Genomic DNA, 17,759 nt, shown 5'->3' on the forward strand with positions numbered 1-17,759 from the left:
GCATGAGTGAAAAGTATTGATTCAAATGAAGTATAAGGGGGTATTCTATACCCATATCTTCATTTAATCGACTTTTTCGCTCATGCCTTTTTTGTTGTTTTTGTGAAACTGTAATCGCTTTAGATGAGCTAAAAAAACTTATAGGAGGGAAAAGGATGGTAGGAATTATCATTGCTACTCATGGTGAATTTGCCAATGGCATCTTGCAATCTGGAGAGATGATCTTTGGAGTACAAGAAAATGTAAAAGCTGTTACATTAATGCCGAGCGAAGGACCTGAAGATGTAAAGGCAAAAATGAAAGAAGCAATCGCCTCTTTCGACAACCAAGACGAAGTATTATTCTTAGTCGATCTTTGGGGTGGAACTCCTTTCAACCAAGCTAACAGCATGCTTGAAGACCACAAAGACAAATGGGCAATCGTTGCTGGTATGAACTTGCCAATGTTGATTGAAGCTTTTGCATCACGCTTCTCAATGAACACCGCGCATGAAATTGCCGCGCATATTTTAGGCACAGCTAAAGAAGGGGTAAAAGTAAAACCTGAGGAATTAGAACCAGCACCAACAGCAACTACTAAAGCTGCTGCTAAACCATCTAATGCAGGAGCCCCTGGTAAATTTGAATACGTGTTAGCACGTATCGACTCTCGTTTACTTCATGGACAGGTAGCGACTTCTTGGACAAAAACAACACAGCCTACACGTATCATCGTTGTATCTGATGCAGTAGCTAAGGATGACCTTCGTAAGAAATTGATCCAACAGGCTGCTCCTCCGGGTGTAAAGGCACACGTTGTTCCTGTCAAAAAAATGATCGAACTTGCAAAAGATGAACAACACTTCGGCGGTCAGCGCGCGTTACTTCTTTTCGAAAACCCGCAAGATGCGCTTAGAGCGGTTGAAGGTGGCGTTCCATTGAAGACAATCAACGTTGGTTCTATGGCACACTCACCTGGCAAGGTTCAACCGAATAAGGTGTTGGCCTTTAACCAAGATGACATTAATGCTTTCGCTAAATTAAAAGAACTTGGGTTGAACTTCGATGTACGGAAAGTTCCGAACGATTCAAAAGGCGATATGGGCGAAATTATCAAGAAGGCTCAAGAAGAGTTAAACAAACAAAAATAAATCCAGAGAAAACGGAGGATTAATAAACATGGATTTGAATATGATTCAAATAATATTAGTCTTTATCGTAGCATTTTTAGCTGGTATGGAAGGAATTTTGGATGAATTCCAATTCCACCAACCACTCGTTGCTTGTACGTTAATTGGCTTAGTTACAGGAAACTTAGTACCATGTCTTATCTTAGGTGGTACTCTTCAATTGATCGCTTTAGGTTGGGCAAACATCGGAGCTGCCGTAGCACCTGATGCTGCGTTAGCCTCAGTTGCATCCGCAATTATTTTAGTTTTAGGTGGACAAGGTAAAGCTGGTGTAGCTTCTGCAATTGCAATTGCTGTTCCGCTTGCAGTTGCTGGCCTTTTATTAACAATTATCGTGCGTACACTTGCAACAGCAATCGTACACTTTATGGATGCTGCAGCTCAAGAAGGAAACATAAGAAAAGTTGAATTTTGGCAAATCGTTGCTATCTGCATGCAGGGGTTACGTATTGCCATTCCGGCTGCATTAATTATAGCTATTGGTGCAGGTCCGGTTAGAGAATTACTCACATCTATGCCAATATGGTTGACAGACGGTTTAGCAATCGGTGGGGGAATGGTCGTAGCCGTTGGTTATGCAATGGTTATTAACATGATGGCTACAAAAGAAGTATGGCCATTCTTCGCAATTGGTTTCGTATTAGCGACTGTTTCACAAATCACACTTATCGGTTTAGGTGCTATCGGTGTGGCTCTTGCACTTATCTATATAGCGCTTTCTAAACAAGGCGGTTCAGGTAAGGGCGGAAATGGAAACACTGGTGATCCGCTAGGCGATATTATTGATAATTACTAAGAAGGAGGAGGACAGAAAAATGGCAAATGAATTGAGATTATCAAAAAAAGATCGTATTTCTGTTTGGTGGCGTTCTACATTCATTCAAGGTTCTTGGAACTATGAACGTATGCAAAACGGTGGTTGGGCATATACGATGATTCCCGCAATCAAACGATTATATAAAACGAAAGAAGATCGTTCTGCTGCACTAAAACGTCATTTAGAATTCTTTAATACTCACCCATATGTAGCTTCACCTATTATTGGTGTAACTTTAGCGCTTGAAGAAGAACGTGCAAATGGTGCGCCGGTTGACGACACAGCCATTCAAGGGGTTAAAGTCGGTATGATGGGACCTTTAGCAGGTATCGGTGATCCGGTTTTCTGGTTCACGGTTAGACCAATCCTTGGTGCGTTAGGCGCTTCTCTTGCTTTGACCGGTAACATCCTTGGGCCGATTATTTTCTTCGTTTTATGGAATCTCATTCGTATGGGATTCACGTGGTATACGCAAGAATTTGGTTACAAAGCTGGTTCTAAAATTACTGACGACTTATCTGGCGGAATACTTCAAGATATTACGAAGGGTGCATCCATTCTGGGTATGTTCATCCTCGGTTCATTAGTTAACCGTTGGGTATCTGTACAATTTGCGCCAGTGGTATCCGAAGTTAAACTATCCAAAGGCGCTTATATTGACTGGGATAAATTACCTGCTGGAGCAGAAGGGATTAAAACTGCTTTACAACAACAAGCTAGTGGTCTTTCATTAGAACCTGTTAAAGTAACTACGTTACAAGCCAACTTGGACAGCTTAATTCCTGGTTTAGCTGGATTGTTGATCACATTCCTTTGTATGTGGCTCCTTAAGAAGAAAGTTTCTCCAATCGTTATGATTCTTGGATTGTTCGTAGTAGGTATTGTCTTCCACTTAGTACACTTAATGTAATAATATTGACTCTTGCCTAGGCTTTTTTTAAAGATCAGGCCTGTATTATCAACTCATACAAATTGAGCAGCACCTCCTAGTTTTGATAAACCTATCAATTTATGGAGGTGCTTTTCTATAAATAAATCTTAGGGGGCTATTATGCTTACTATTGGTTATATTGGAAATGGAAAAAGCACGAACAGATATCATCTGCCGTTCGTACTGCAAAGAGAGAATATAAAGGTAAAAACTATTTATCAAAGAAATCCTAAGCATGAAAGTTGGGAAAGGATTGCAGGGGTTAATTATACTTCTGATTTAGATGAACTATTAAATGACAAAGACATTCAACTCATAGTAGTTTGCACAAGAACTGACAGTCATTACGAATACGCAAAATTAGTATTAAAGCATAATAAGCACTGTTTGATTGAAAAGCCTTTTATGGAAACCTCAGAACAGGCAAAAGAAATATTTGCAATGGCAAGTGAGAAAGGATTAATTGTCCAGGCTTATCAAAATAGGCGTTTTGATAGTGACTTTTTAACCGTTCAAAAAGTCATCGAAGAAGGGAAATTAGGGGACTTGCTGGAAGTGGAAATGCATTATGACTATTATCGTCCCGAAGTACCTGAGTCTGCTCATTCCTTTAATCCCGCAGAGTCATTTTTATACGGACATGGCTGTCATACACTAGATCAGGTTATCAGCTACTTTGGCCAGCCAGATCATATCCATTATGATGTAAGACAATTATTGGGCCAAGGAAGAATGAATGATTATTTTGATTTGGATTTATATTACGGTAAGTTAAAAGTATCTGTAAAATCCAGTTATTTTCGACTGAAAGAAAGGCCTAGCTTCGTCGTTCATGGCAAAAAGGGATGCTTTGTGAAAGAAACCAAAGATCGTCAGGAAGAACATTTAAAGTTATTTTATATGCCTGATAACAAAGACTTTGGGATAGATACAATAAAACATTATGGTGTACTCACATATATTGATGAAGAAGGAACAATCCACGAAGAAACAGTGAAATCCGTAAATGGTGATTATGGAAGAGTATATGATGATATATATGAATCCATCATAAATGGTAATGATAAAACTATTACAGATGAACAGACACTACGGCAAATGGAAATATTAGAAACTGGAGTAAAAAATTTAAAGTAAAATGAAAGAAAGGTCTTTCATCCCGAATGGATGAAGACCTTTTATTTTGCCTTATTCAGAGGCTAATGCCTTATTTTTCGTTAGTAAATATGGTCTATAATAACCAACAGTGTTTGATAGAGGAAGTACTTCTTCCGATAGATTGATGTTTAGCTGTTCTTGAATGTAATTTCTTCGGTTTTGAATTCTCTTCCATAAATGTGGGTATTCGTCTTTAAGCTTATTTCTTAATTCTTCATTTGCAAGAGCAATGGTATCTTCTGCACTAACACCAGCATAGCCTTCAATGGAAGGGATAATGTCAATTTGAAAAATCATGCCGCTTTTCAGTTCTTCAATTGAATCTGGGTATATCGGTGAAGACATCCATTCTTCGTCGGAAACAAGATGACCGGGGTTTAACTGCCAATTGTACTTTTCTTTCGGATAGACTCCTTCAATTAACTCGTAAAAGGTTCCACCAGACATCCCTATTTTAATGTTCTCTAACCAATAGACAACAGTCTGATAATAAGGAATTGCGACTTTATCTAAATAATCCTTTTGAGTAGAAGGGAGTTGTTCATTATTTTCAACAATAAACCCAGTTCTGCTAGTCAGACCGCCCTTATAGCCAGTTGTTAATGATAGAGGATCTCCTAATTTGGTCCTTTTATTAGTAGGATAAACGTTTGCATATTCAAAACGCTTGCCAGTAGCCGCAATCGTAACCACATTATTTGTTTGCCCATCTGCATTCAGAATGTTCCCTAGAAAGGTTTCTTTAACATCTATATCAATCGCATTCAAAGCTTTTAGCATACAAGATGAAGCAAGGTTTGCCCCATATTCATAATGAGCAATTTCATTAGAATTATTTGTTGTCCTAATCCCAATATCTCCTCCTATAAATATGTAAGATGCATTGGCAATCTTTGCAGAATCATGCTTTGCATTTCGTACTGCCTCAACAATAAAATGAGGAATTTCAAATAAAGTATCGTTATCTTGTGCTTTTGTAGTAAACATTTTCCATCCAACAAGACCAATCTTTTTACTCGTTGAGAAATTAATTTGATCCAATATCATTTCTAATGGATGATCATCGTTCATTGGTTGATTAGGCAAAGAAAAAAGTGAAAAAGGATAAACAGTACCCATTGTACGAGCATGTTTTGCCATTTTTAGATTTTCATTCCCCAAAATATATGAACATTCTCCATTGTTTTTCATTACAAAAACAGCTTCTTCAAATCTTGGAATAAAACCCGTCAAGTATTCAAAATTACTTCCATGTTCTTTATCAGCGTAAATCACCAGCACATCAAACTCTTCTTTTTTCATTAATTGAAGAAGTTTTTCTTTTCTTTCGTTGATCGTCTCGTCCGTTAAGTAAACTGGAGAAACATTTTCATAAATTTCAGGCTGTTCTATTTCCTTCAATAGTACTTGTTTCTTAATGTTCATAAACGTATTCTCCTATTCTTTTCATTCTTCGGTAACTACAAGATCTACATTATTTTGAGCTAAAGACTCCACAAACTTAAGCTCCGGCATCTTATCAGTAACCAATATATCAATTTCATCGAGGGAACATATTTTGAAATACCCCGTTGTATCAATTTTTGTATGATCTGCTAAAGCAATTACCTTGTTCCCTCTTTGAACCATTGCCCGTTTAACCAGCCCTTCCTCCTCGGTATGAATAAACAAGCCCTTTTCGGAAATTGCAAAAACCCCTAATAATGTATAGTCAGCACTGTATTGTCTAATTTTATCCACCGTATCTGCCCCATATAAAAACAACTGTTCATTATTAAGTTTGCCAGGAAGAACTGAAACACTTGTCCTTTCATTTTTAGCAAGAAGAATAGCATGAGTAAGAGAATTGGTAATCCCTTTCAAACTTTGCCCGTTTAATTTAGGAATAACAGCCTCCACGGTTGTAGACGAATCAAAAATAACCGATGAATAATCTTTGACTAATTTAGCAGTCTTTTCTGCAATTTTTTCCTTAATAGTGTTTTCCTGATTTGCTCTTTCTGAGTAATTAAAAATAAGAGCCTCTTTACTAGCTAACGCTGCGCCCCCATGTATTCTTCTGATAACATTCTTTTTTTCTAATTTAATTAAGTCTCTTCGTATCGTATCTTTTGAAACTCGTAGTGCTTCAGCAAGGCTTTCTATTGTCACGCTCTTATTTTCTTCAATGATCTTCATTTCTTTTTCAAGTCTTTCTTCGATTAGCATAAAACACCACCTCGTATATAGCTTAAGCTGAGTTGCAATAAAATGCAATCTTTTGCAACTTTTATTTGTGATTAAAAGAAATATTGCAAATGATTGCAGGGTGATTTATATTTAGCGTAGATTTTGTTTTCAAATTCTTTCTTTATTCATCATCTGCTCACGAATAAGTCGTAATCACAAAAATAACGAATATTAATTATTCTTTTTTAAAAAATATTCGTGTTTTGTTGACAGTTGGAATTTCTGATGTTACGATGAATTTGTAAAAATTAAATATTATTCTCGTATAATATTGGGGATATGGCCCGAAAGTTTCTACCAAGCTACCATAAATAGCTTGACTACGAGGTTGTGTATATACCCATGGAGATAAACGTATTCCTTATTTCCATTATACCTTCCTGAAGTCAAGCACCGGTGTAATTCGGTGCTTTTTTATTTTTACAAAACAATTCAACATGATACACAGGGAGGATTCTTTCAATGAAAAAAAGTACTAAAAAAATTGCAATGATCGTATTCATGGCTTTAATGACGGTTGTTATGGCAGCATGCGGAAATGACTCAGCTAATGACAAGAAAGCTAAGGCTGAAGCAGGTAAAGACGGATTAAAAATTGCCATTGTAACAAGCCCTTCAGGCGTAGATGATGGCAGCTTTAATGAAGATAACTATAACGGTATATTAAAATTTATTGAAAATCATCCAACAGCAACAGTAAAAGCTGTTAAAGAAGAAACTGGTGATCCTGCTGCGGCTGTGCAAGCTGTTGCTGATATTGTGGCAGATTACGATGTGATTGTAACACCTGGATTTCAATTTGCTGGAGTTTCTAGTATTGCTGTAGAAAATCCTGATAAAATATTTATTTTAAATGACTCTGAGCCCGCACCTGTAGGTGACCAGAAAAAATTCGAAAATATCTATGCGATGAATTTCGCTGAACAAGAAAGCGGCTTTTTTGCAGGAATGGCTGCAGCATTGGAAACAAAATCAAATAAAGTAGCGGTTGTAAATGGTATCGCGTATCCTTCAAATGTAAATTATCAATTTGGCTTTGAGTCTGGTGTACATTATGCTAATAAGGTTTTTGGAAAAAATGTTAAACTTGTTGAATTATCCGGTTATGCAGGTAATGATGTAAATGGTACAGATGTAGGTGGTAATTATGCAGGATCCTTTGCAGATGAAGCAACTGGAAAAGTGATCGGAAATGCCTTAATTAAACAGGATGTAGATATCATCTTTGTTGCAGCAGGCGGTACTGGCAATGGTGTATTCACAGCAGTTAAAGAAGCTAAAGGCGACGTAAAAGTAATTGGTGTGGATGTTGACCAATATGATGACGGTGTAAATGGTTCTAAAAATATCGTATTAACATCTGGAGTAAAATTCATGAGTATGAATATTGAAAAGGCATTAAACGCTGTTGTTGATGGAACCTTTAAAGGTGGAAATGTCGTTCTTTATGCAGATACAGATTCAACTGGTTTTATAAAAGAAGAAGGACGTCAGCAATTATCAGAGGATACACTTAGTAAATTGAATGAAGCTTACGAGTTAGTTAAAGATGGTACAATCGTACCTGCATCTAATTTTAATGGTCATACTCCAGAAAAGTTTCCAGGATTATAATATTTTGATAGAAGCATTAGAAAACTCGCCGATTGGCTAGCCTTTAGGCGAAGACAGAGGCGCAGTTGCACTTATACTTTCTTACCAGCCAATCATGAAATGAACCATTAGAAGTTTATCATTCCTAACGTAAGAAAAAACAGGGAATGATGAACTTCTTTTAACTTATTTTTCCTGATAGAGGAGACGAATGATGTCTGATTATATTGTAGAAATGAAGCATATAACCAAACGATTTCCTGGAATAGTGGCAAATGATGATGTATCCATTGGCATAAAAAAAGGTGAAATTTTTGCCTTGCTTGGAGAAAATGGTGCAGGTAAATCAACTCTAATGAGTATTCTAGGCGGCATGTACGAACCGGATGAAGGAGAAATTTATATTCGGGGTGAGAAAGTTCAAATTAGCTCACCCAATCATGCGGCAAAGCTTAATATAGGGATGGTCCATCAGCATTTTAAGTTAGTCTCTGATTATACGATTACAGAAAATATTATCTTAGGTGTAGAGCCTATGAAAAAATTCGCAGGTCTCTTTCCATACGTAGATATTCGAAATGCCAATCGTAAAATTGAAGAACTGTCTAAAAACTTTGGCTTAGAAGTGGATCCTACGAAAAAAATAGCTGATCTTACTGTTTCCATGCAGCAACGGGTGGAAATATTAAAGGTACTTTATCGTGAAGCGGAAATCCTTATTTTTGATGAACCAACGGCAGTCTTAACGCCACAGGAAATTGAATTCTTGCTTGGGATTATCGAGGGTCTGCGAAACGGAGGTAAAACAATCATCTTAATTACACATAAGCTGGAAGAAATTAAGAAAGTGGCCGATCGATGTGCTGTATTGAACAAAGGTAATTTAGTTGATGTGTTGGATGTAAAGGAAACATCTACTAAGCAAATGGCCCAACTCATGGTCGGCAGGGAAGTAAACTTCGAATCTGCTAAAGCCCCTGCTGTCATGAAAGAGGAAGTCTTGAAGGTAGACCATCTAACCGTTAAAAATGAAGATGGCTTTGAAGTAGTTAAAGATGTATCATTTACCATTCATAGCGGCGAAATATTTGCTATCGCTGGAGTCGCAGATAATGGCCAAGTTGAAATAGCGGATGCCATTGCTGGATTAACAAAGGTTAGTGGTGGGAAAGTACTTCTCCAAGGTAAGGACATTACGAATGAAAGTATCAGAAACAGAACAGAAATGGGAATATCTTATATACCTGAAGATAGACAAAGCTTTGGACTAGTATTGGATTTTGATTTATCCACTAATTTAGCATTGAAGCAGTACTATAGGGAGCCCTTTGCTAGTAAGGGAATCTTAAGTAAAGAGGAATTTGAGCAATTTGGCAGTAAGTTGATAGATAAATATGATATTAGAAGTGGACAAGGTATTAAGACGCAAGTTCGTTCGATGAGTGGCGGTAATCAGCAAAAAGCAATTATTGCGCGCGAAATCGAATTACAATCGCCGCTGATGATTTTCGTTCAGCCTACACGAGGGGTAGATATTGGTGCGATTGAAAATATTCATAAAATGATGATCCAACAACGAGATCAAGGAAAAGCGATCTTACTTGTTTCATTGGAGTTAGATGAAATTATGAATGTAGCGGATACCATTGGCGTGATCTATAATGGCCAACTTCAAAAAATTGCTAGTAGTGAATCATTAACGACGAATGAAGTCGGCGAATATATGATGGGGGCAAAGCATGAGTAAAGATAAAAAGAAAAAAAGCTTACGTTACAGTCTTATTCGACCAATAAGTAATGAGAAATGGCAGCCTATCTCCATTCCATTCGTCTCCATAATAATTAGCTTTATTGCTGCGGCTATTGTTATTCTTTTAATTGGCAAAAATCCCTTACAGGCATTTTACAACTTATTCCAAGGTGCAGGGATTTTGCCCAAGCCTTCTTATGCTGGCTATAAGAGCATGCTGACTGATTTTTTGAGTTTGCTAAACGCCATGACGCCACTTGTGTTTGCCAGCTTGGCAGTGGCTGTTGCTTTTAGAGCGGGTTTATTTAATATTGGGGTTTCCGGTCAAATGCTTGTCTCTGGTTTTTTAGCGACGATTATCGTTGGTTACAGTGGATTAGATGCGATAATCGCAAAGCCGCTTGTGTTGTTAATCGGAATGGTCGCTGGAGGATTAATGGGAGGATTAGTAGGATGGCTAAAGTATAAATTTAATATTAATGAAGTAGTAACTACGATTATGTTAAATTATATTGCTCAATATGTCATAAGTTTTTTTATTCAAATGTATTATATTGATCCAGTTTCAAGACAATCAAAATATATTTCAGAAGCAGCAAGATTAACTTTAGTAAATGTCGAAATAGCCAACTTGAAAATGGATATTCCATTGGGCTTTATTTTAGCCATCATTACCGCTATTTTAATTAAGTTTGTCATGGATAAAACAGTAGTTGGTTTTGAAATTAAAGCGGTAGGGAACAACCGCAATGCAGCAAAATATGCAGGAATTAAAGTCGGAAGAAATACAGTCTTAGCCATGGTTATTTCAGGAGGTTTGGCTGGTCTTGCAGGTGTCACTTATTATTTAGGTTATTTTTCTTCCATCCAGCCAAAAGTATTATCAAGTATCGGTTTTGATTCCATTGCTGTATCACTATTAGGAAACTCTCATCCAATTGGTGTTATTTTTTCATCATTTTTAGTATCGATTATTGATCAGGGAAGCACGTATATGAGTTCACAGGCGGGAATTAGACAAGAAATTTCCTCTGTTATTATCGGGTTAATCCTATTGTTTAGTGCATGTGGTGCATACTTGAAACATAAAGTCAGCCGCTTGAAGGAAAAAGAAGTGGATCAAAAGGAGAGTGAATCATAATGGATACAATAATTATTGATGGATTATCCTTTGCTTTGCCTCTTTTTATTATCGCAATAGGCGGAATATATAGTGAAAAAAGTGGTATTACCAATCTAGCACTTGAAGGCTTTCAAGGGTTTGGTGCATTCATCGGAGCAATGTCAGCTGTTTTAATCGCAAATGCTTTTGGGACAGATATTCAAAATCTATTTTACGTTGCGTTACTATTTGCAATGATTGGCGGGATGGGTTTTTCCATTATTCATGCTGTCCTAAGTATTAAGTTTAAGGCAGATCAAGTGATCAGTGGTGTTGTGATCAATATTTTAGCGTTAGCCCTGACGACTTTTTTAACGACACAAATAAACGCTCTCGTATTTGGAGCGGCTTCGGACAAGTTTCGCTTGGGTGTATCGGAGCGGTTTACGATTGAAGGTGTAGCCAATATACCAGTGATTGGTGCGGTCTTTACGAATGTCTATCCGTTCGAAGTGATTATCATCGTGATTGCCTTTTTTGCTTGGTATCTATTATATAAAACAAAATTTGGTATGCGCTTAAGAGCGAGCGGGGAAAATCCTCACTCGGTTGATGCGGCAGGTGTAAATGTATCGAAAATTAGATTTTCTGCGGTTCTCATATCGGGTCTATTATCAGGTCTAGGCGGTATGTGTTTTGCCTATTCCATTTCCGCTAACTTTTCTTCAAATATTTATATGGGGTATGGATTCTTAGCTATTGCTGCCTTAATTTTTGGCAATTGGAGGATTCTCCCTACTTTAGCCGCATGTCTTTTATTTGGTTTTGCAAAATCCGGCGGAGCGTTTATTGCTCAGTCCATGGCATTACCAAGTAGTTTCACCGATTTATTCATGATTTTACCGTATGTATTAACGTTATTGTTATTAATCTTTTTCTCTAAATCAAATCGCGCTCCGAGAGCATTAGGTGAAATTTATGACAAAGGGAAGAGATAGATATGGTGAAACTTCAATCAGTAGGGGTTTTCCTCCATCCCCCACTGATTGTTAGTCCCGTTCTACTGTCTCTAATATCAAAGCTTTCGTTTTGATAAAGAGCCTATCGGGCTTTTACGTGCAGAATCCCCCACCTATCTCTCTCGTTTATACTTGAATTCTTGAGGTGGCGGTCCACTGCCCGTTAATGCGGGATAAAATTTCAAGAAGGGAGATAATAGGTTCTTTTTTTGTTCGTATCGCAGGGCGATATACCCTGCAATAAAACCCCCAGAACCTTCATCCTTTAGAAAAGGAAGTCTGATATGCGATATATATGATGAAAGAGCATTCTCTTCCAAGGAAGTGGGGATGCAACACCCACTGTTCAAGGTATAGCTAAATTTTAGCGTGAAAAGGATTTGAGCTCTTAAAGGCACTCAGAGTAACTTGTTCGATTCGACATTGGAGCGCTTATAGCGTTACACGATATGGACAAGTCCCTAGACGATACAGCTAAAGACCTTGTGTATTAACAAAAAGAAAGATTGGAATGAACCAATGAACTCGCAGCCACAGGAAGTGATATCCAACTGATATACGATATGTGTCGGTTTAAATAAAGGTTTCTCAGATCGACCAATTCATCATACCCTTTATGGTGTTCCTCAAGATAGGGTGCTAGTCAGCCCTTTTTTGTTTCGTATCGCAGGGCGATATGCCTTGCAATTAAACCCGCAGAACCTTCATCTTTTAGAAAACGAAGTCTGATATGCGATATATATGATGAAAGAGCATTCTCTTCCAAGGAAGTGGGGATGCAACACCCACTGTTTAAACGTATGGCCACATTTTAGGGTGAAAAGGATATGAGTTCATAAAATAGGGCAATCCGCAATCTAAATTCATTCCGACATCGGAACTCTTATATCGTTACCCAATATGGATAAGACCTTAGACGATACAGCTTCATCAACAAAAAGAAAGATTAGAAGCAACCAATGAAACGGAAATTGCGATTCCTTATACATTTGGAAAATCTACCACTCGACCTCAATCAGTTAAAAGAGATCACTATTTTTCAAATTTCAACAAATTCCCGGGAAATATCTACAAATTTTGAGTAGAAATCGACAAAAATTGAAGCTTAATATACAAGAAAAGTGACATGCTAACATAAAGGTTAAGTAAAAGTCTTCAATCAAATTGGGCAAATTAATGATATAAAATAATACTGTTTATCCCCCTAATAAAAAAGTATTTCATTAAAATGCAAAATATCGTTTAAAACTAACGGAAGAATACATAGAAAAATGCTAATTAAATGAGCGGAAGCGTTAACGTCAGGAGGAATTAATTTGTTTAGTCTAGTTGCAAAAGCGGTACCCAATATATTTACAATGGGAAATTTATTGTGCGGTGTTCTTTCAATTACCTGTAATATGAGTGGATTCTTAGAACTAGCCTCCATTTTAGTTTTATTTTCCGCTATTTTTGATCTTCTTGACGGAAGAATTGCTAGAGGATTAAAAGTTAACAGTGAATTAGGTGTACAATTGGATTCCATAGCGGATATTGTTAGTTTTGGTGTTGCTCCAGCGCTTCTATTTCATACAATAGCAGTTCCGTCTATTTTAACTTCTTTGGCATTTATCCTTTTCCCAATAATGGGGGCGATAAGGTTAGCAAAATTTAGTGTTAAACCAACCATAGGGTATTTTAGCGGATTGCCTATTCCTGCGGCGGGATTGCCACTCGCTGCAATGGGATTTTTTTCATATAGCAATGCATGGATTACCTTAATCCTTGCTGTTTTAATGGTGAGCCCCATTAGAGTTAAAAAATTTTAATTTAAGTAAGTGTACAAAAAAAGTAGCTCATTAAGCTACTTTTTTAAATATAAACCTATCGTTCAACAGGAAACCAACCTTCAACCTCTAAAATTAATTTCCATAACGGAGTAGGGATGACAGCTTGGTGCTGTTCGTTTTGTTTTAACTGTTGAGAAATCGCTTCTTCTTTATGATTCTGTACTTTTTCAACCCAATGCGGATCAACAACTAGCGCTCGTCCAATCGCTACAAAATCTGTTTTTCCTTTTTCTAATAGGAGTTCTGCATCATCAGGCGTATGAATACTACCAACACCAATTAACGGTACACGCCCGTTAATATATTCAGCAATTAATTCGGTACGTGATTTTTCACTCACAATACCTCGACGTGGCTTTGCCCAAGCATCTGTTGTTGCAATATGAAGATAATCAATATCTGCTTGGATTAACTCATCAATTAAAGAGAACGTTTCTTTCATTGTAATGCCCGGTGTTTCCGGCTCTTCTGGTGAAAAACGATAGCCAATTAAAAACGGTTTTTTTGCATGTTCCTGAATTACTTTTTTAACTTCTTCGATAAGTTTTAAGGGGAAGAGGAACGGATTTTCAAATTCATCCTTTCGTTTATTTGAATGGGGTGAGATAAATTGTTGAATTAAGTAACCACTTGCCCCGTGTAATTCTACACCATCAAACCCAGCTTCGATCGCTCGACGTGTTGCATCGCCAAATTCAGAAATAATATCGTATACCTCTTCAGTCTTTAATTCTCTTGGTGCTTGTTTAATGCTATAAAATCCACGGTCTTCAAGTGGGGCAACGGCACTAGCGCTTACGGTTTCCTCATTTGGAATAAGTCTTGGTACGGCTAAACGGCCTCCATGATAAAGTTGAACGACTCCTTTAGCACCGTCAGAGTGAATCACATCGGCTAATTTGGAAAGACCTTCAATTGTGCCATCATGATCAATGCCCATTTGCCCATCGAAACCTTTCCCACTTTTCGAAACATATGCACATGCCGTAATAATTGTACCGACACCATTTGCACGTTCTTTGTAATAATTAAGTTCTTCCTGTGATACATAGTCGTTCTCGTCAGCAGAAAAAGTTGTCATTGGTGCCATCATGAGACGATTCTTTACATGGACACCACTTTTAAATGTATAATCTTGAAATAATTTTTGAAAGTTATTCTGCACTTAAATTCTCCTTTACTAGTAGGCAATACAAGGTTCTGTTGATTTGACTAATGTTGGGTTGTCATATCTTCCATAATGTGAATGATCCTATATAACTGTTCATTAATCGCTGTTGGTACCCCGTATTCTCCGCCTAACTTGATTACCGTTCCAGCTAAATATTCAACTTCTGTTTTTCTTCCTGCTTCTACATCCTGTAGCATAGAAGTTTTTCCATTGGGTGACATATTATGTAAGATTGGCCGAAAACTTGCGACATCTTCCTCTGTTAAATTAGCTCCTATCTTTTGTGACAGGGCAACGACTTCACGCATCGTCGATTCAGCCCATTTATAGGCACTTGGCACTGATTGAAAGACTTTATATGGTGCCTTCAATACCGCAGAAGTTTGATTAATACCAACATTCACCATGAATTTCCACCACATAGAATGCAAAATATCCTCAGAAATTTTGTATGGGATTCCGACCCTTTCAAATAATTCTTGAACTGCTAACACATTTTCTGATTTAGAGTTATCCTTTTCGCCATATTCAATCCATCCAAGACTGCTAAAATTGGTTTCATTCTGTTGTCTAACCGCATCAATTTTCACACAGACGCTATAAAGAATATGCTGGTTTTCACAAACGGATTCTATTTCCCCTTCACTAGAAATACCGTTCAATAAAGATAAAATGATGGTATCGGGTCCAATGTGATGTTGGACATCTTGAATTGCTTGTGCTAGATCGGCATTTTTTACAGCAAAAATTACTAGGTCTGCTGGTTCCCTTTTTATTTCTGGAGTTATGTATTGAAAGTGATAATCCTGCCCATTCACGACGATTCCTGTGTTTTCGTACCTTTGTATTCGCTCTTTACTTGCCACGACTTGTAACGAATCTTTCAAACCATCATGAAGTTTACTCCCATAGGCAGATCCTACAGCACCCAGCCCAATTAATGAAACTGTTTCAATTTTTTTCAATTTTTCTCCTGCTTTCATTTGAAATTTTTCATATGGATCAGAAATGGATTCCTCTTTTAGACTCCTTAATTAATGAATAGTTTCTAAAGCTTCAATTTCCTTCGTAATGTCGTTACTACCTATATTTAGCTTCTGGGCAATGTATTTTATATTGCTGCGTGAAATTTGGTCTGCAGGCGCAGCAATAGCTAATGCAGCAATTACTTTTTTATGACGAAATACAGGAACGGCTATACAACGGATACCGACGATCCGTTCCTCATCATCAAATGCAAAGCCTTCTTGACGAATTGCCTTTAAATGATAATGGAATAGTTGAGAGTCTTGGAACGTATTTTTCGTCGCGGGTTCTAGTGACATTTTTCCGAGTAAAGGCACTAACAGTTCTTCATCTAAATGGGCCAAAATGACTTTTCCTAAAGCCGATTGATGTAATTTTGAACGATTTCCGATTTCTTCGTCTGCTGACTTTTTAAATGGAGCATGTAATACCTGAGTCATGACAAGATCGGTACCATCCACTTTGCCTAAATAGGTACTCATTTGTAAATTTTGTGCTGCTTCATGGATGGATTGTAATGAGGCCCAATCCTTTTCGGACCTTTTTTCAAAATTGTTAAAAAATGTTTTACGATTAATAAAATATTGAGTTTGAATTTTATAGATATAATTCATCTCTTCTAATGTTGTTAATAATCGAAATGCCGTAGATTTACTTAGGTGGAGTTGATTCATCACTTCTCTCAACGTGATCCCTTGATATTGTTTGACTAATTCTAAAACGAGAAGTCCTTTTTTCAGTGTTGATACTTCATTATTTGCCATCTGCTCACCTCATCTTCTAATAGTATAAGTCCTTATGCTTTTTGACTCAAAATATGTAGAAGTGGTTTCATAATATGAAACTTGAACACGATAATTTGAGGATATTATTTTTGTTCCTTATGATTAGGCTAATTAATGACAGGAGGGAAAAACATGAAATTTTCAACATTAAAAAATACAGAACTTAAAGTATCAGAGATTGGACTTGGTACTAATGCAGTTGGCGGGCATAATTTGTTTCAAAATCTAAATGAAGCGGATGGTAAAGACTTTGTAAGAGAAGCATTGAACAATGGGGTAAACTTTATTGATACAGCTGATATTTATGGTCTTGGACGTTCTGAAGAATTAGTAGGTGAAGTATTAAAAGAATTTAAACGAGATGACTTTGTGATTGCAACGAAGGGTGCGCAACATTGGTCCCGCGATGGTTCTGTAAAAACAGACAATCGTCCTGAATATCTACGAGAAGCAGTTGAAAAGAGTTTACAAAGGTTACAATTAGAATATGTGGATTTGTACTATTTACACTTCCCAGATAATGAAACACCTTTTGCAGAATCAATTGGTGAATTAGCCCGTTTAAAAGAAGAAGGAAAAATTCGTGCAATTGGGATTTCGAATGTTTCAATTGAACAATTAAAAGAGGCGAACGCTCATGGTGATATTTCCGTCTTACAATCACCTTATAATATGTTAGACCGATCAGCTGAAGCGCAAATTTTACCATATTGTGTTGAAAATAATATTTCCTTTATTCCATATGGTCCATTAGCATTTGGGTTACTAGGTGGTGGATTCACAAAAGACTCTAAGTTAGATTCACAGGATTGGCGCAATTCTATTCCTTTATTTCAAGGTGAGCAATTCCGCCAAACACTTGAAGTAGTGGACAAATTGAAGGAGATTGCTACTCAAAAGGAAACGTCTCTTCCTAATTTAGCGCTAGCTTGGTTACTTGCTCAAGACGGTGTTGATGCAGTTATTCCGGGAGGCAAAAGGAAAGAGCGCATCCTTGAAAACATTCATGCTAGTGAAATTATTTTATCGAAGGAAGAATTAAATAGTATAAACGATATTCTAAGTAACAAGTAATGTATTATGTTTACTACTTAATAGAGAAGGTCTTTCATCAGTTTACTGAACTGGTGAGAGGCCTTTTCTGTTATATGAGCGTAAATATTTATTGTTGTGTATATTC

The 17,759-nt window shown here is 37.1% G+C and carries 15 protein-coding genes and 1 riboswitch; of the genes, 10 read left to right on the forward strand and 5 right to left on the reverse strand.

Features of this window, described 5'->3' with window-relative positions:
• The first annotated feature begins 155 nt into the window (after positions 1-155).
• The 4 genes from AA980_RS07490 (at position 156) to AA980_RS07505 (ending at position 4,054) form a co-directional block, all read left to right on the forward strand.
• The gene (locus AA980_RS07490) at positions 156-1,130 is read left to right on the forward strand and encodes a mannose/fructose/sorbose PTS transporter subunit IIA (protein WP_024027243.1); all 975 of its coding nucleotides are present in this window, start codon (positions 156-158) and stop codon (positions 1,128-1,130) included.
• 28 nt (positions 1,131-1,158) lie between these two features.
• Positions 1,159-1,965 (forward strand): PTS mannose/fructose/sorbose transporter subunit IIC, encoded by an 807-nt coding sequence (locus AA980_RS07495; RefSeq protein ID WP_034723404.1) that lies wholly within the window; start codon positions 1,159-1,161, stop codon positions 1,963-1,965.
• 19 nt (positions 1,966-1,984) lie between these two features.
• Entirely contained in the window at positions 1,985-2,896 is a 912-nt protein-coding gene (locus AA980_RS07500; RefSeq protein ID WP_024027241.1) for a PTS system mannose/fructose/sorbose family transporter subunit IID, read from the forward strand.
• Positions 2,897-3,037: 141 nt separating this feature from the next.
• Positions 3,038-4,054 (forward strand): oxidoreductase, encoded by a 1,017-nt coding sequence (locus AA980_RS07505; protein ID WP_024027240.1) that lies wholly within the window; start codon positions 3,038-3,040, stop codon positions 4,052-4,054.
• A gap of 51 nt (positions 4,055-4,105) precedes the next feature.
• On the opposite strand, the gene AA980_RS07510 is transcribed toward AA980_RS07505, so the two are convergent.
• Entirely contained in the window at positions 4,106-5,500 is a 1,395-nt protein-coding gene (locus AA980_RS07510) for a M24 family metallopeptidase (RefSeq protein WP_024027239.1), read from the reverse strand.
• 21 nt (positions 5,501-5,521) lie between these two features.
• Positions 5,522-6,283 carry a DeoR/GlpR family DNA-binding transcription regulator gene (locus tag AA980_RS07515; RefSeq protein WP_024027238.1) on the reverse strand — a complete coding sequence of 254 codons (762 nt, stop codon included), beginning with the start codon at positions 6,281-6,283 and terminating at the stop codon, positions 5,522-5,524.
• 262 nt (positions 6,284-6,545) lie between these two features.
• A riboswitch (purine riboswitch) is annotated at positions 6,546-6,647 on the forward strand.
• Between the two features lie 119 nt (positions 6,648-6,766).
• On the opposite strand from AA980_RS07515, the gene AA980_RS07520 reads away from it, so the two are divergent.
• From AA980_RS07520 to pssA, 5 genes are all read left to right on the forward strand, one after another.
• The gene (locus AA980_RS07520; RefSeq protein WP_024027237.1) at positions 6,767-7,918 is read left to right on the forward strand and encodes a BMP family lipoprotein; all 1,152 of its coding nucleotides are present in this window, start codon (positions 6,767-6,769) and stop codon (positions 7,916-7,918) included.
• Positions 7,919-8,108: 190 nt separating this feature from the next.
• Positions 8,109-9,644, forward strand: a complete 1,536-nt coding sequence (locus tag AA980_RS07525) for an ABC transporter ATP-binding protein (protein WP_235815115.1) — start codon at positions 8,109-8,111, stop codon at positions 9,642-9,644.
• Positions 9,637-10,788 carry an ABC transporter permease gene (locus AA980_RS07530; protein ID WP_024027235.1) on the forward strand — a complete coding sequence of 384 codons (1,152 nt, stop codon included), beginning with the start codon at positions 9,637-9,639 and terminating at the stop codon, positions 10,786-10,788. Before AA980_RS07525 ends, AA980_RS07530 begins: the two co-directional genes overlap by 8 nt.
• The gene (locus AA980_RS07535; RefSeq protein WP_024027234.1) at positions 10,788-11,747 is read left to right on the forward strand and encodes an ABC transporter permease; all 960 of its coding nucleotides are present in this window, start codon (positions 10,788-10,790) and stop codon (positions 11,745-11,747) included. Before AA980_RS07530 ends, AA980_RS07535 begins: the two co-directional genes overlap by 1 nt.
• 1,337 nt (positions 11,748-13,084) lie before the next feature.
• Positions 13,085-13,576: a CDP-diacylglycerol--serine O-phosphatidyltransferase gene (gene pssA, locus AA980_RS07540; protein ID WP_024029055.1), complete on the forward strand. Its 492-nt coding sequence runs from the start codon at positions 13,085-13,087 to the stop codon at positions 13,574-13,576.
• A gap of 55 nt (positions 13,577-13,631) precedes the next feature.
• Here the strand turns inward: pssA and AA980_RS07545 are convergent, their stop codons facing one another.
• The 3 genes from AA980_RS07545 to AA980_RS07555 form a co-directional block, all read right to left on the reverse strand.
• Complete coding sequence (locus AA980_RS07545) at positions 13,632-14,762, reverse strand: NADH-dependent flavin oxidoreductase (RefSeq protein WP_024029056.1); 1,131 nt, start codon at positions 14,760-14,762, stop codon at positions 13,632-13,634.
• Between the two features lie 47 nt (positions 14,763-14,809).
• Positions 14,810-15,733, reverse strand: a complete 924-nt coding sequence (locus AA980_RS07550) for a ketopantoate reductase family protein (RefSeq protein WP_034724304.1) — start codon at positions 15,731-15,733, stop codon at positions 14,810-14,812.
• Between the two features lie 69 nt (positions 15,734-15,802).
• Positions 15,803-16,558, reverse strand: a complete 756-nt coding sequence (locus AA980_RS07555) for an IclR family transcriptional regulator (RefSeq protein ID WP_024029058.1) — start codon at positions 16,556-16,558, stop codon at positions 15,803-15,805.
• Positions 16,559-16,711: 153 nt separating this feature from the next.
• Between AA980_RS07555 and AA980_RS07560 the strand changes: the two genes are divergently transcribed.
• Entirely contained in the window at positions 16,712-17,653 is a 942-nt protein-coding gene (locus AA980_RS07560) for an aldo/keto reductase (RefSeq protein ID WP_024029059.1), read from the forward strand.
• Positions 17,654-17,759: the final 106 nt, after the last annotated feature.

It is taken from the genome of Neobacillus vireti (genome assembly GCF_001026695.1).
In the GTDB taxonomy this organism is placed as follows: domain Bacteria; phylum Bacillota; class Bacilli; order Bacillales; family Cytobacillaceae; genus Neobacillus; species Neobacillus vireti.